The following is a 13,541-nucleotide window of genomic DNA, read 5'->3' as shown; positions in this document are numbered from 1 at the left end:
CCGAGGTGTACCATTTTTAACCGAGTAGCAACTTTCTGCCGTAATCTGCTAATCCGCGATCACAGAGCAAAGCACGACACACCGGCAGTCAGTGAAAGGCCAGTCACCGTATCTGACCATTCTGCTCAAACAGAGAGCAGTTCTTTGCGTAAACGTCGCAGAGGGAATCATTCATCTTCATCACATGCCGAAAACGACAAAATGAAGAAAAAATTCGCAAAGGCAATGCCTTCGGACTCTCCGCTCACGGTGATCCCACGCGAACAACACCCAATTTCACGCAAGGACATCAGTGATAATGCCCTGAAGGTTCTGTATCGCCTAAATAAATCAGGTTTTGAAGCTTATCTGGTCGGTGGCGGAGTTCGTGATCTACTGTTGCACAAAAAACCCAAAGATTTTGATATAGCAACCAATGCTACACCTGAACAAGTTCGTCAACTGTTCCGTAATTGTCGCCTTGTCGGACGTCGTTTTCGCCTTGCCCATATCATGTTTGGCCCTGATGTGATTGAAGTTGCCACCTTCCGCGGGCCACATGATCAAATTGAAAACAATGACCGCAACCAGTCACATAAAGCCCAAAGCGGCATGTTACTGCGGGATAATATTTTCGGTTCAGTAGAAGAAGATGCGGTTCGTCGCGATTTCACGATTAATAGCCTCTATTATGGCATTGAAGATTTCGCACTGCGGGATTACGCTGGTGGCATGGCAGATCTGAACGCAGGTATCATACGCCTGATTGGTGATCCAGAAACTCGCTATCGGGAAGATCCCGTGCGTATGCTGCGTGCTGTCCGTTTTGCCAGCAAATTGGATATGACTATCGAGCCAGCTACCGCTGAGCCTATCTCACGCCTTGCATTTCTGTTGAAAGATATTCCGGCGGCACGTCTGTTCGAAGAATCTCTGAAACTGTTACAGACAGGACAGGGTTACAAGACTTATAAACTGCTGCGCGAATATCAGTTGTTCCAGCCATTGTTTCCGCTTATTCAACCTGGTTTCACCCAACGCGGTGATTCGTTAATGGAAAAGCTGTTGGCACAAGTGCTGAAAAATACCGATTTTCGCTTACAAAGTGACAAGAGAGTTAACCCCGCTTTCTTATTTGCGGCCATGTTATGGTATCCATTGATTGAACATGCGGAAAAATTGACACAAGAAGGCGGATTACAGTATTACGACGCCTTTGCGTTAGCAATGAATGATATTCTTGATGAACAGTGCCGCTCCATTGCGATCCCGAAACGCCATACCACAACCATGCGCGATATCTGGTTGCTTCAACTTCGCTTGCCGCGCCGTCAAGGAAGACGAGCAAATAAATTGATGGAACATCCGAAGTTCCGTGCTGCATATGACTTACTAGAATTACGCGCCAGCATTGAACCACGCCATGAACTGAAAGAATTGGTGCAGTGGTGGACTGCATTCCAACAATCAACTTCATCACAACAGCGCGAAATGATATCAGGACTGGGCAGCGAACCCATTCGCCGCAGGACACGCCCCCACCGTGGTGGGCGCGTTCGCCAGAATAGGAATAATGGTTAATATGACTCGAGTCTATATCGCCATTGGCAGCAATCTGGCTGATCCTTTGCAGCAAGTCAATAACGCACTTGCTGCCTTGAGCAAGATCCCTGATACCACTTTTGTGGTACGCTCATCTTTTTACCGAACTAAACCAATGGGACCACAGGATCAACCAGATTACCTCAATCTTGCCGTCGCATTGGAAACCCAATTACCTCCAGAAGCATTGCTTGATCACACCCAAGCAATCGAACTGGAACAAGGACGCGTTCGTAAGGGCGAACGCTGGGGCCCCAGAACACTCGATTTGGATATCATGCTGTTTGGTAATCACATCATCAACACTGAACGCTTGACTGTTCCCCACTACGGGTTAAAACAGCGTGAATTTATGCTCTATCCACTTGCAGAAATCGCACCAGATCTTGTGTTTCCCGATGGAGAAACCCTGGCAGAGCAATTAAAAAAAGTTCCAGAAAACGGCCTGACACTTTGGTTGTAGCTTGTAGTAGAAAGTAGAGAGGCAACTTGAAAATAGAGGGTATAACTATTCAGGAGAGAATGATGAAACCAACAACTTTGGCTGATTTAAGTCAGTTAAAAAAAGAAAAGCGCAAATTTGCAACTATCACAGCTTACGATGCCAGTTTCGCCCACCTTTTCGCTGAACAAGGCATTAGTGTCATGCTCATTGGTGATTCACTCGGCATGACCATACAGGGGTTCGACTCTACCCTGCCGGTTACCATTGAAGACATCTCCTACCACACCCGAAGTGTTCGCGCTGGTGCCCCTCGTGCTTTTCTCATCGCAGATATGCCTTTCATGAGCTACGCAACCCCCGAACAGAGTTTTGACAATGCGGCTGAACTCATGCGTTCTGGTGCCAATATGGTCAAAATTGAAGGTGGAGACTGGCTATGTGATACCGTCAAAATGCTGACCGAGCGTGCCGTCCCCGTTTGCGGTCATTTAGGTCTGACACCACAATCAGTCAATGTACTCGGTGGCTATAAAGTTCAGGGGCGTGATGAATCCTCAGCCCAAAAGTTACTTGACGATGCTATTGCTTTGGAAAAAGCAGGTATGCAACTCCTGGTGTTAGAATGTGTTCCGACTACACTGGCACAACGTATCACTGAAGCGCTGGACATTCCGGTTATCGGCATCGGAGCAGGCAATATGACTGACGGTCAAATTCTGGTTATGCATGATGCCTTGGGCATCACCGCAAGACCACCTAAATTTGCCAAAGACTTCCTCAAAGAAACTGGCAATATAAGGGATGCCATCCGCCTATACATTGAACAAGTAGAAAGCGGTGCCTATCCCGACCAGACACACTCATTCAACTGATTATTCTCCAGCATGACGGCTAATTAAAGGAGTACAGCAATGCTGATTATAGAAACGATCCCAATTTTACGCCGAGAAATCCGTCGCTGGCGCCAAGCGGGCAAGCGTATTGCTTTCGTTCCCACGATGGGAAACCTGCATGATGGTCACATGGCGTTAGTTGATACTGCCAAAGCACAGGCTGACGTCGTTATCGTCAGCATTTTCGTCAATCCGATGCAATTTGACCGAGAAGACGATCTGGTCAATTATCCTCGAACTTTACAGGAAGATTGCGAAAAACTGAGCCGTCGCAACGTCGAATTGGTATTCGCCCCTAATGTTAACGAGATGTACCCACACGGTTTAAACGGCAATCAAACTTTTACCGAAGTACCAGAACTCTCTCATATCCTTGAAGGCGCCAGCCGACCAGGACATTTCCGTGGCGTTACTACTGTTGTCAGCAAATTGTTTAACCTGATCCAGCCCGATCTGGTCTATTTCGGCGAAAAAGATTTCCAGCAATTACAGATTATCCGCAAGATGATTGCCGATATGGCTTACGATATTACATTGGTTTCCGTGCCGATCGTCCGTGATAAAAATGGATTGGCGTTGAGCTCACGTAATAGTCTTCTATCCGCTGAAGAGAAAAAAACTGCGCCTTTGCTGAACAAAATTATGCAATCTATGGCAGAAAGGCTGAAAAATGGCGAACGGGATACTGAACGACTCATTGAACAGGCATCTGCACATTTGCGTGAAGAAGGTTTTATGCCGGATGAGTTATTTATCCGTGATGCAGAAAACCTGATGCCATTAACAGCACAAAGTAAAAAAGCCGTGATCCTGATGGCTGCATGGTTAGGAAAAACACGACTGATTGATAATCAGCAGGTTGATTTGGCTGACTGATTTTAATTGTGGGATGTGTGTGTATCCACCACTCCGCCGCAATCAACGGCGGAGTATTATATTTTGGCCATTAAGTTCTTAGCCCTCGCCCTGATTCAATGAGATACCAGGCCAATGCATAGAATCCAGCAATAAAGATCCCCAACATGCCTAATGTCATCGCCAGAGAAACATCCATAATACCGAGAAAACCATAACGGAAACCACTGACCATATAGACGATCGGGTTCAGTTTTGACACTATTTGCCAAAAAGTAGGTAACAGGGTAAGGGAGTAAAATACGCCTCCTAAATAGGTCAACGGTGTCAGAACAAATGTTGGAATAATACTAATATCATCGAATGTTTTCGCAAAAATGGCATTCAACAGCCCCGCCAATGAAAATAAGATCGACGTTGCCAGCAAAGTGATTGCCACCATTCCCCATGAATGTATCTGTAACGGTACGAACAATAAGGAAACCAATGTCACCAGAATGCCAACGCATACCCCACGAGCTACCCCGCCCCCAACAAATCCAGCAATGATGACATGGGTTGGAACCGGAGCAACCAGCAATTCTTCAATGCTATGCTGGAACTTAGCGCCAAAGAAAGATGAAGAAACGTTAGCGTAAGAGTTGGTGATCACGGACATCATTATCAGCCCTGGCACAATAAACTGCATATAACCAACGCCACCCATTTCGCCAATGCGGGAACCAACCAGATTGCCGAAGATAACGAAATAAAGAGACATAGTGATCACAGGCGGCAGTAATGTCTGCACCCAAATACGACCAAAACGGGTGACCTCTTTAATCCAAATGGTTTTCAGAGCCACCCAATATAGTTGGATCATTATCTATCTCCTTGATTATTATTGGTTAGTCCGACAAACAGTTCTTCCAGACGATTCGCTTTGTTACGCATGCTGCTAATTTGTATGCCCTGTGTACTTAGCTGGGTGAAAACATCATTTAATCCCTGCCCACGTTTTATATCCACCTCCAGAGTTACTGCATCAATCAAACGGTAGTCGTAGCCTTCAACAATAGGCTTTACCCCTTTCGGTGATAAATCGAGCAAGAATGTTTCACATTCAAGTTGGCTAAGCAGATTTTTCATGCTTGTGTTTTCCACCAGCTCGCCATGTTGGATAATGCCGATGTTTCGGCACAGCATCTCAGCCTCTTCAAGGTAGTGAGTCGTCAGAATGATGGTGGTTCCCTGCGCATTCAATTCTTTCAAAAATTCCCACATAGATCGGCGCAGTTCAATATCCACTCCCGCCGTAGGTTCATCAAGAATCAACAATTTTGGCTGGTGCATTAAGGCTCGGGCAATCATTAAACGCCGTTTCATACCACCAGATAAACGAATTGCCCGCTCGTTGCGCTTTCCCCATAGATCTAATTGAATAAGGTAGGTTTCCGCCCTCTCCAGTGCCACATTGCGCGGGACACCATAATATCCCGCCTGGTTTAATACAATCTGAATCACCGTCTCGAATGGGTTGAAATTAAATTCCTGTGGAACAAGACCAAGCTGCCGTTTAGCATTGACGAGAGCCGTATCAATATCGTAGCCAAAGACCCTGACCTTACCCCCACTTTTATTAACCAAGGAACTAATAATACCTATCGTGGTAGATTTCCCAGCACCATTTGGCCCCAAAAGCGCGTAGAAATCACCTGCTTCTACACGCAAATCAATTCCCCGCAGCGCTTTCACTCCACTTTCATAGACTTTCGTGAGCTGCGTCAATTCTAATGCGTAAGCCATAAGTAAAAAATACCTTTATTATTTGCTATTCCTGACTGCTGCAAGATATAAATTATGCCATTATTTTTCCCCTATTTCTTAGTAATGGTAGGGGGGAAATAAAAAACATTCTTCAATTAAATATTAAATTCTCAATTAATGTTGTATATGATTCTATCTCAAAAATGTTACCAGGCTATTTGTTATGATGAGAAAAATTGAAGAACTGTTTGCCAGGAACAAGCAGTGGTCAAAATCCGTAAATGAAGAAAACCCACTTTTTTTTAAAGAATTATCAAAAGCGCAAAAACCTCATTTTCTATGGATAGGCTGCTCTGATAGCCGAGTACCTGCCGAAAAACTGATTGATGCAGCTCCAGGCGATCTTTTTGTTCATCGAAACGTCGCTAACCTTGTGATCCATACCGATTTAAACTGTTTATCTGTTGTACAATATGCGGTTGATGTTTTACAGGTTGAACACATCATTATCTGTGGTCACTACGGTTGTGGTGGTATTGAAGCTGCCATGGATGGCACTGAATTGGGCTTAATCAATAACTGGCTGCTCCATATCCGTGATTTGTGGTACAAACACAGTTCCATGCTTGGTGAGTTACCTCCTAATGATAGGCTGAATCGCTTGTGTGAATTGAATGTCATTGAACAGGTTTACAACCTCGGCCATTCAACCATTATGCAATCTGCATGGAAACGTGGACAGAAAGTGATGATTCATGGTTGGGTATATGGTTTAAAGGATGGTGAATTACATGATCTGGATATTACAGCTGACAGTCGTGAAAAATTGGAACTCAATTACCGTCAGGCTATTTCCAAGTTATCCCAGACAAAATAGCAGATCGAAGGACAACCTATTAATTATAAAAACAAATGGCAGCAAAAAAGCTGCCATTTGTTTATGCCGTATTGATTATTTCTGTTTGTCGCAAAAATTAATCTTCTAACAGAGTGACATGCCCAATATAAGGCAGATGGCGATAATGCTGTGCATAATCAATGCCGTAACCGACTACAAATTTATCTTCAATTGAATAACCAATCCATTCAACTGGCACATCGACTTCACGACGCGATGGTTTATTCAACAAAGTACAAATTGCCAGTGAATTAGGTTCACGCAATGCGAGAATCTCACGGATTTTGTTCAGTGTATTGCCTGAGTCAATAATATCTTCGACGATCAACACATCTTTACCACGAATGTCTTCATCCAGATCCTTGAGAATTTTCACATCACGGGTAGAACTCATCTCATTGCCATAGCTGGATGCAGTCATAAAATCCACTTCATGAGGAACCTGAATTTCACGACATAAATCTGCCATAAAGATAAACGATCCTCTCAACAGGCCAACTAACACTAATTCACGATCGCTATTACGATAGTGCGCAGTAATTTGTTGTCCCAGCTCAGCAATACGTTGCTTAACCTCCTGTTCGGAGATCATCACTTCTACAATATGTTTCTTCATTAATATAACCATTTGTTTCTAATAACAAATTCATGTCAGGTTATGTGATAACTCTTTAAAACTGATACACCGATTGATACACAGTTCGCCGCACAAATACGCACACTTGACATCCTCCTCGCCCTTCAGGGCGAGGATTCCTACGGTGTTCAGACGAAAGTCTGACTCACTTCGGTGGGTTCCTGCTTCAACGGACGGCCTGATTGCACCGTTCCTCTACAGGCTTAAAATCCCGCATGTTCTGCGGTACTGATTGCCGTCATTACGTCGCCGGAGCAAAACGCTGGTAGCAAATTAAGTTTAACACATATTAGCGGGAAAACCGTGCCTTATATCGGCACACACGATCAGTACAACTTTGCCCAGCGCACCGCCCATTCCCTCGAAAAGCTCACTTACTGTTATCCACCTATCACCAAGGCCAGGATTTCGCAGTCAACCATTCTTCGAAACGTACACGAGATTCCATCTGAACTTGAGATGAACGGTTACAGTTTTCAAGCGCGAATACCTGAAAGTTTCGCAGGCTAGTAATACGCATACAGGTCGGTCCCGCAGTAGCCCTACTTTTCCAATACCAGTTGATCGGAATGTACGATCTGGACGCACCACATGATCGATCCAACTTTTTAGCACCGAAGGTACGGCAAAGTTGTGCAACGGGAGGGACAGTAAGACCACATCGGCAGCATCAAGCTCGTTGATCAGTACTTCTGACAGCGCCAGTGCCAGATGATGAGCCTTGTCTCGTTGTGACGCAGCCGTTAAGCTTGCGTTCACAAATGTGGCGCTAACGTGTGGTACAGCAGTTTCGACCAAGTCTCGGAGCGCATCAGGTTTTCCTGCACTCGATAGCCAGCCAATGCTACTGGCGTACTTCCATCAAACAAGCCGGCCAGATGATAGCCATCTGCTGACTGACGTTGCCAACGGTCCCAAAATTCAGACTCCGACGTGAGGTGTGGACGGAGCTGCTGCATCAATTGGAAGCAACAACGAACATCTTTTTCATTACTGACAGAGCGGAGTACTAAGTTCTGTTTACTCATAGGCGCACGCTCTCGGTCATTTTAACCTTCGGAATGGGTGGAGAAAACTGCAAAGCACCTGCGATACGATTCCAAGCATTGATTGCACCCACAGAGGTAGTCAGGAATGCGATTTCTGATTCGGTGAACGCGGCTCGAACCTCATCATATAAAACATCTGTAACGTGCTGTTGTGCCATTAAGGTCAGTGCCTCAGCCCAACCTAGTGCGGCACGCTCACGAGCAGAAAACACACCCGCGTCTCGCCATGTTGCTACCAAGTCGATTTTAGCCTGTTCTAGGCCGAGTTTGCGTGCCAGATTCAAATGGAATTGGAGGCAGAATGCGCATCCATTTAACTGGGAGACTCGCAATTTTAGTAGTTCGGTGAGTTGTTTTTCCAGCCCTGAGTCGTCAACTGCCTTGCCCAGCATTCCTAGTGCGGCGATAACATTTGGCGCCACTTGTTCAAAAGAGGGCCAATCGCTTCGTCGATCAAATAAAGATTCCATAAAGCACTCCAAATTGCTAATATAAGAATACGAACAATAATATATGAACTCTAACATTATGCGCAAGTTAAAAATACACAACTCGTCGATTCCAGAAATAGGTGAAGGTAAGCGAGGAGAGGCTGGCCATATCGGTTATCTGCTGCGGCAGGCTCATGCAGCCCATAGGATAAGGATGGAACGCGCACTGCAGGACATTGGTTTGACCCTGCCTCAATTTTCAGTGCTGACCATGCTTGCCGAATATCCCAAGGCTTCGGGGGCTGAACTGGCCCGCTTATCACTATTGACACCGCAAACGATGAGCGTCATTGTCGGAAATTTAGAGCGTGCCGGAATGGTGTTGCGGCGGCCACACAAAATGCATGGCCGAATTCAAATTATCGAGATCACCGATGCAGGTCGAGAACTGCTTGTTCGCTGCAAATCAGCGGTCCAACCAACTGAAACTGTACTGCTGGCAGGTGTAAGCGATGCCGATGAAATAGCAGTTCGCCGATGGCTGGTTCAAGTTGCAAAACAATTGGGCACAATGTAAATCCAGCAGCGGGGCATACTTAGTTGGTCGAGTAGTCCGAGGAGATCTCACCCACAGGCCACTCGACCAGGTATTGAGTGTCATTTTCAATATCGTTATTTATATGACAGATGGCTGGAAAAGTTATGAAAAAGCATTGACAGGGAAACGGCATGTGGTCAGTAAGCGTTATACCCAACGTATAGAGAGGCATAATCTGAACCTTCGTCAGCATTTGGCAAGACTGACTCGAAAAACATTATCTTTTTCAAAATCCATAGCAATGCATGACAGAGTTATAGGATATTATCTGAACATTCATCACTATCAATAAATTGTAGTCATAACCCGTACAACCCAATTTTCTCACCAGTGGAAAAAACGGTAATTTTATAAAAATTAAGTAAATAAAGCTTAGCTACCAATGATATTAATATGTTAATTTAAGTAAAATGGTAGAAAATCAGTATAATAGAAATTATGCAAAAAATTGCCTTATTCGCGTACATTCTTGTTCTGTTTAGTTTTACTCAACCAGCAAAAGCGCTGTCTGAGAATGAAGCTGAAGATCTCGCCGATCTGACAGCCGTTTATATCTATCTAAAACATGACTGCGGCTATAGCCAAATCCCAGATTTTCAAATTAAGCGTACAATTATCTATTTTGCCCAACGTAACAAGTGGGATCTCAGTAACTACGATAGCCAGTTAATGCAAAAACTAAATCAATTAGGTTACAACGATTTAAAGGGAATCAACTTACCCCATGAGGTTAAATGCCGCTCTCTTGCAAAGAACTCCCTCAGTCTGCTTTCGTATATAAAATAGGCTCTTTTGATATTCCCAAGGTTAATTTCACATTGAAATTAAGTGACAATTATGTGAATCATTGGCTACTATGTGTACCCAATACCGATGAATATCACAATGGAGGAATAGCGGAACATGCCACAAAAAGAAATTTGGTATGAAACATTACATCCCAATTTCGGTCAGTATTTCTCTGTTGAAAACGTGCTTTATCACGATAAAACAGAGCATCAAGATTTAATTATTTTTGAAAATACAGAACTAGGCCGCATCATGGCACTTGATGGTGTAGTTCAAACCACAGAGCGCGATGAGTTTATCTATCATGAAATGATGGCTCATGTACCACTATTTGCCCACGGCCAGGCCAAAAAAGTGTTGATCATTGGCGGTGGTGATGGCGGGATGTTGCGCGAAGTTTGCCGTCATCACTATCTCGACAGTATTACAATGGTAGAAATTGATGCTGGTGTAGTCGAATTCTGCCGCCAATATTTGCCAAACCATAACGCAGGGGCTTATAGCGATCCCCGTTTCAAGCTGGTAATTGACGACGGTGTTAAGTTTGTCAAAACTACATCTGAAAAATTTGATGTTATCATTTCTGATTGTACTGATCCTGATGGACCAGGTGAAAGCCTGTTTACTTCTGAATTTTATGCAGGCTGCGCTGGTTGCTTAAACGAAGGTGGCATTTTTGTTGCCCAAAATGGTGTCTGTTTCCTTCAACAGGATGAAGCCGTCAATAGCCATAAAAAATTGAGCCACTATTTTACTGACAGCAGTTTTTATCAGGCAGCCATTCCAACCTATTATGGCGGGATCATGATGTTTGCATGGGCAACCCAAAATTCTGCCTTGCGTCAGGTGCCTCTGACAACACTGCAACAACGCTTTGAAGATGCGGCCATAACTTGCCGTTACTACACACCTGCCGTACATGCAGGAAGTTTTGCACTGCCGCAATACTTACTGAATGCCCTATCTGATAACCAATAATCCCCCATTAACCGGGAGGTGAACTAAATTGCGCAAACTGAAATTGCACGGCTTTAATAATCTAACAAAAAGCTTGAGTTTCTGTATCTATGACATCTGTTATGCAAAAACGAAAGCCGATCGCGACAGTTATATCGCGTACATTGATGAACAGTATAATGCAACCCGCCTAACTGAAATACTCAGCGAAACCTGTTCAATCATTGGTGCAAACATTCTTAATATTGCTCGCCAAGACTATGACCCTAAAGGAGCGAGCGTTACCATTTTGATTAGTGAAGAACCCATTGCAGCCAAACTGGTGGATAATACGGAAAATCTAGGCCCACTCCCTGACTCTGTCGTCGCCCATTTGGACAAGAGTCACATCTGTGTGCATACCTATCCAGAAAGCCATCCAGATGATGGCATATGTACCTTCAGGGCAGACATTGAAGTATCAACCTGCGGTGTTATTTCTCCCCTTAATGCTCTGAATTACCTGATTTATAAATTGGAATCTGACATTGTAACAATGGATTATCGCGTTCGTGGTTTTACCCGAGATATTAATGGCATAAAATACTACATTGACCATGAAATTAGCTCCATCCAGAATTATGTGACAGAAGAAATTCAATCTCAGTACCATATGATTGATGTGAATATTTTTCAGGAAAATCTCTTCCATACCAAAATGATGCTGAAAGAATTCGATCTGAATGAATATTTGTTCAATACCACAGCAGAAGAACTAAGTGAAACGGAAAAGAGAGAAATCACCCGTTTACTTAAAAAAGAGATACAGGAGATCTATTACGGTCGAAATTTACCCGATCTATAGATAATTGTATTCGACCTGATCTATTTGACTGGCAGAATATCAATCTGCCAGTCATTCATTTTTTATCACGTATAACATTCTTTATTTTAACGGCACACCTAATTCAGTACTTGTGATAATTTTGGCGCCATAAATTGTTTTTAAATAATCAAGAGCTGCTTCATGATCAACCCCAGGAAAAACACAAACTGCATCAGACAATACGGTAATATCATAACCCCGAGTAAATGCGCTATAGGCGGTATGCCGGACACAGCAATTTGTATGTTGGCCTGTCAACACAACTTCTGTAACATCATATTGTCTGAAAAGATCTTCCAAAACGGTGCCATCAAAGGCACTATAAAAACGTTTTGGAGAAACAATTTCACGTTCTGAACCAATGGGAGTCAGTGCATCGACAACTTTAGCTCCCCACGTTCCTTCCATAGCATGTTTTCCCCAAATACCTATTTCTCTATCATCTGCACGATGGGCATCATTAGCATATATCACTAACCAGTTCTGCCGATTTCTGACATAATTAATCGTTCGCTGGATCACTGGAATAATTTCCATTGCCTTCTTTTCATTGGCAAGAATACCTGTTACGAAGTCATTCAGCATGTCAATTATGATAAGTGCTTTCATCTGTAAGACCTTCTTTGTGTATTATGCATAGTTTTTCTGAAAAAATAGTAATGAAAAAACAATAAAGCATATCTGATGATGCAAAAATATCGCTTCCCATCCATATAGAAAAAATATTCAAGATTTTTTATAGGGGAATCTAGCATAATTGCCCCTATACCTATAAAGGGATTATGGTAAAAGTTTTTTCATATCATTTACCATAAAATAACATATGAAATATAATAATGAAAACACATAAAATTACAGTGTAATTTCTTTATTAAATCCACCAGTTTAATTTAATAAAGAAAAAAACACTGTTTAATATCAATAAATATATTGATTTTGTTATTGATAATTAACAAAAATAGAATTCATCATTACGATATGGGGGTATGAAAAAGGCAATAAAAAATAATAATAACCATATGAAATAAATATAGTTTATATTAAATTAAAATAAATTTTGTTATCTCACTAACAAATTTAGTTTATTTATTTGCATGAATTTTATTTTATGAACATTATTATATCTAAATTATTTATAATAAAGCCCCTTACAACATACAATAAAAATGACGATAAAAATTGCTCTCATTGATGATCATGTTGTTGTCCGTTCAGGTTTTGCCCAATTATTGACACTTGAAGATGATATTATAATCGTTGGTCAATACAGCAGTGCCGATGAAGCATGGCCGGATTTACTAAGAAAAACGATTGATATCGTCATCATGGATATCTCCATGCCTAACGAAAGTGGCCTACAGCTTCTAACCCGGCTTCGTCCCACCAGCCCAAATTTTCGTACGATCATGTTAAGTATTTATGACACTGCTGCGCTTGTGCAAAGTGCGCTAGATTCAGGTGCGCGAGGTTATTTGACGAAATGCTGTGGGCCAGAGGAATTAGTACAAGCCGTCCGGTCAGTCCATCAAGGAAATATTTATCTTTGTGCTCATACACTGAAAGCATTTCGCCAAAAACCTCAAGAAATTGTAGCGCTGCAAGCCCTAACACCGAGAGAAAGAGAAATTTTTACCCTATTAGTCAATGGGGATAGTGTAAAAGTGATCGCTGAACAGCTTGAACTTAGCCACAATACAGTTCATGTCCATCGAGCTAGGATTTTAGATAAATTACAATGTAATACTACTATTGATCTAGTCCATTATGCTCTTAAGAATCAGATCATTACGAGTTAAT

The 13,541-nt window shown here is 42.8% G+C and carries 17 protein-coding genes and 1 pseudogene; 11 read left to right on the top strand and 7 right to left on the bottom strand.

Features of this window, described 5'->3' with window-relative positions:
- Positions 1-201 precede the first annotated feature (201 nt).
- From pcnB to panC, 4 genes are all read left to right on the top strand, one after another.
- Positions 202-1,560, top strand: coding sequence for a polynucleotide adenylyltransferase PcnB (pcnB, locus tag Xentx_RS04940; protein WP_208607541.1), 1,359 nt, complete (start codon positions 202-204; stop codon positions 1,558-1,560).
- Between the two features lies 1 nt (position 1,561).
- Complete coding sequence (gene folK, locus Xentx_RS04935; protein WP_074019267.1) at positions 1,562-2,044, top strand: 2-amino-4-hydroxy-6-hydroxymethyldihydropteridine diphosphokinase; 483 nt, start codon at positions 1,562-1,564, stop codon at positions 2,042-2,044.
- Positions 2,045-2,106: 62 nt separating this feature from the next.
- The gene (gene panB, locus Xentx_RS04930; RefSeq protein WP_074019165.1) at positions 2,107-2,898 is read left to right on the top strand and encodes a 3-methyl-2-oxobutanoate hydroxymethyltransferase; all 792 of its coding nucleotides are present in this window, start codon (positions 2,107-2,109) and stop codon (positions 2,896-2,898) included.
- Between the two features lie 39 nt (positions 2,899-2,937).
- A complete protein-coding gene (panC, locus tag Xentx_RS04925; RefSeq protein ID WP_074019164.1) occupies positions 2,938-3,795 on the top strand; it encodes a pantoate--beta-alanine ligase in 858 nt (285 codons plus the stop codon).
- Between the two features lie 70 nt (positions 3,796-3,865).
- Here panC and Xentx_RS04920 read toward each other — a convergent pair whose 3' ends face one another.
- A complete protein-coding gene (locus Xentx_RS04920; protein WP_074019163.1) occupies positions 3,866-4,636 on the bottom strand; it encodes an ABC transporter permease in 771 nt (256 codons plus the stop codon).
- On the bottom strand, positions 4,636-5,559 hold the full coding sequence (locus Xentx_RS04915) for an ABC transporter ATP-binding protein (protein ID WP_074019162.1): 924 nt from the start codon (positions 5,557-5,559) through the stop codon (positions 4,636-4,638). Before Xentx_RS04915 ends, Xentx_RS04920 begins: the two co-directional genes overlap by 1 nt.
- Before the next feature lie 184 nt (positions 5,560-5,743).
- On the opposite strand from Xentx_RS04915, the gene can reads away from it, so the two are divergent.
- Positions 5,744-6,397: a carbonate dehydratase gene (can, locus tag Xentx_RS04910; RefSeq protein ID WP_074019161.1), complete on the top strand. Its 654-nt coding sequence runs from the start codon at positions 5,744-5,746 to the stop codon at positions 6,395-6,397.
- 97 nt (positions 6,398-6,494) lie between these two features.
- Here can and hpt read toward each other — a convergent pair whose 3' ends face one another.
- The 4 genes from hpt to Xentx_RS04890 all read right to left on the bottom strand — a co-directional run bounded on the left by hpt (position 6,495) and on the right by Xentx_RS04890 (position 8,526).
- A complete protein-coding gene (gene hpt, locus Xentx_RS04905) occupies positions 6,495-7,034 on the bottom strand; it encodes a hypoxanthine phosphoribosyltransferase (RefSeq protein ID WP_074019160.1) in 540 nt (179 codons plus the stop codon).
- Between the two features lie 435 nt (positions 7,035-7,469).
- Positions 7,470-7,814 (bottom strand): NAD(P)H-dependent oxidoreductase, encoded by a 345-nt coding sequence (locus tag Xentx_RS20065; RefSeq protein ID WP_244149820.1) that lies wholly within the window; start codon positions 7,812-7,814, stop codon positions 7,470-7,472.
- Positions 7,811-8,083: a hypothetical protein gene (locus Xentx_RS04895; protein WP_074019158.1), complete on the bottom strand. Its 273-nt coding sequence runs from the start codon at positions 8,081-8,083 to the stop codon at positions 7,811-7,813. Before Xentx_RS04895 ends, Xentx_RS20065 begins: the two co-directional genes overlap by 4 nt.
- Complete coding sequence (locus Xentx_RS04890) at positions 8,080-8,526, bottom strand: carboxymuconolactone decarboxylase family protein (RefSeq protein WP_244149819.1); 447 nt, start codon at positions 8,524-8,526, stop codon at positions 8,080-8,082. Before Xentx_RS04890 ends, Xentx_RS04895 begins: the two co-directional genes overlap by 4 nt.
- Before the next feature lie 106 nt (positions 8,527-8,632).
- On the opposite strand from Xentx_RS04890, the gene Xentx_RS04885 reads away from it, so the two are divergent.
- The 5 genes and pseudogenes from Xentx_RS04885 to speD all read left to right on the top strand — a co-directional run bounded on the left by Xentx_RS04885 (position 8,633) and on the right by speD (position 11,723).
- The gene (locus Xentx_RS04885; RefSeq protein WP_074019156.1) at positions 8,633-9,112 is read left to right on the top strand and encodes a MarR family winged helix-turn-helix transcriptional regulator; all 480 of its coding nucleotides are present in this window, start codon (positions 8,633-8,635) and stop codon (positions 9,110-9,112) included.
- 34 nt (positions 9,113-9,146) lie between these two features.
- Positions 9,147-9,425 (top strand): annotated as a pseudogene (locus tag Xentx_RS04880) (IS1 family transposase); the annotation flags it as partial.
- A gap of 146 nt (positions 9,426-9,571) precedes the next feature.
- Positions 9,572-9,919, top strand: coding sequence for a YacC family pilotin-like protein (locus Xentx_RS04875; protein ID WP_074019155.1), 348 nt, complete (start codon positions 9,572-9,574; stop codon positions 9,917-9,919).
- 117 nt (positions 9,920-10,036) lie between these two features.
- Positions 10,037-10,900 (top strand): polyamine aminopropyltransferase, encoded by an 864-nt coding sequence (speE, locus tag Xentx_RS04870; protein ID WP_074019154.1) that lies wholly within the window; start codon positions 10,037-10,039, stop codon positions 10,898-10,900.
- Between the two features lie 28 nt (positions 10,901-10,928).
- A complete protein-coding gene (speD, locus tag Xentx_RS04865) occupies positions 10,929-11,723 on the top strand; it encodes an adenosylmethionine decarboxylase (RefSeq protein WP_074019153.1) in 795 nt (264 codons plus the stop codon).
- A gap of 81 nt (positions 11,724-11,804) precedes the next feature.
- On the opposite strand, the gene Xentx_RS04860 is transcribed toward speD, so the two are convergent.
- On the bottom strand, positions 11,805-12,353 hold the full coding sequence (locus tag Xentx_RS04860) for a cysteine hydrolase family protein (protein WP_074019152.1): 549 nt from the start codon (positions 12,351-12,353) through the stop codon (positions 11,805-11,807).
- A gap of 557 nt (positions 12,354-12,910) precedes the next feature.
- On the opposite strand from Xentx_RS04860, the gene Xentx_RS04855 reads away from it, so the two are divergent.
- Positions 12,911-13,540 carry a response regulator transcription factor gene (locus tag Xentx_RS04855; protein ID WP_074019151.1) on the top strand — a complete coding sequence of 210 codons (630 nt, stop codon included), beginning with the start codon at positions 12,911-12,913 and terminating at the stop codon, positions 13,538-13,540.
- Position 13,541 lies beyond the last annotated feature (1 nt).

It is taken from the genome of Xenorhabdus thuongxuanensis, assembly GCF_001908095.1.
GTDB classification, from domain to species: Bacteria; Pseudomonadota; Gammaproteobacteria; order Enterobacterales; family Enterobacteriaceae; genus Xenorhabdus; species Xenorhabdus thuongxuanensis.
The sequence above is the reverse complement of the archived record's forward strand: the minus strand, read 5'-3'. Positions and strand labels throughout refer to the sequence as shown.

What these genes read in the sequence shown, in the direction of transcription:
- Xentx_RS04920 (WP_074019163.1), bottom strand. Translation starts at nt 4,636, where the DNA reads ATGATCCAACTATATTGGGTGGCTCTGAAAACCATTTGGATTAAAGAG.
- speE (WP_074019154.1), top strand. Translation starts at nt 10,037, where the DNA reads ATGCCACAAAAAGAAATTTGGTATGAAACATTACATCCCAATTTCGGT.
- pcnB (WP_208607541.1), top strand. Translation starts at nt 202, where the DNA reads ATGAAGAAAAAATTCGCAAAGGCAATGCCTTCGGACTCTCCGCTCACG.
- panB (WP_074019165.1), top strand. Translation starts at nt 2,107, where the DNA reads ATGAAACCAACAACTTTGGCTGATTTAAGTCAGTTAAAAAAAGAAAAG.
- Xentx_RS04855 (WP_074019151.1), top strand. Translation starts at nt 12,911, where the DNA reads ATGACGATAAAAATTGCTCTCATTGATGATCATGTTGTTGTCCGTTCA.
- Xentx_RS04915 (WP_074019162.1), bottom strand. Translation starts at nt 5,559, where the DNA reads ATGGCTTACGCATTAGAATTGACGCAGCTCACGAAAGTCTATGAAAGT.
- Xentx_RS04860 (WP_074019152.1), bottom strand. Translation starts at nt 12,353, where the DNA reads ATGAAAGCACTTATCATAATTGACATGCTGAATGACTTCGTAACAGGT.
- Xentx_RS04895 (WP_074019158.1), bottom strand. Translation starts at nt 8,083, where the DNA reads ATGAGTAAACAGAACTTAGTACTCCGCTCTGTCAGTAATGAAAAAGAT.
- Xentx_RS04875 (WP_074019155.1), top strand. Translation starts at nt 9,572, where the DNA reads ATGCAAAAAATTGCCTTATTCGCGTACATTCTTGTTCTGTTTAGTTTT.
- panC (WP_074019164.1), top strand. Translation starts at nt 2,938, where the DNA reads ATGCTGATTATAGAAACGATCCCAATTTTACGCCGAGAAATCCGTCGC.
- hpt (WP_074019160.1), bottom strand. Translation starts at nt 7,034, where the DNA reads ATGAAGAAACATATTGTAGAAGTGATGATCTCCGAACAGGAGGTTAAG.
- Xentx_RS04885 (WP_074019156.1), top strand. Translation starts at nt 8,633, where the DNA reads ATGCGCAAGTTAAAAATACACAACTCGTCGATTCCAGAAATAGGTGAA.
- can (WP_074019161.1), top strand. Translation starts at nt 5,744, where the DNA reads ATGATGAGAAAAATTGAAGAACTGTTTGCCAGGAACAAGCAGTGGTCA.
- folK (WP_074019267.1), top strand. Translation starts at nt 1,562, where the DNA reads ATGACTCGAGTCTATATCGCCATTGGCAGCAATCTGGCTGATCCTTTG.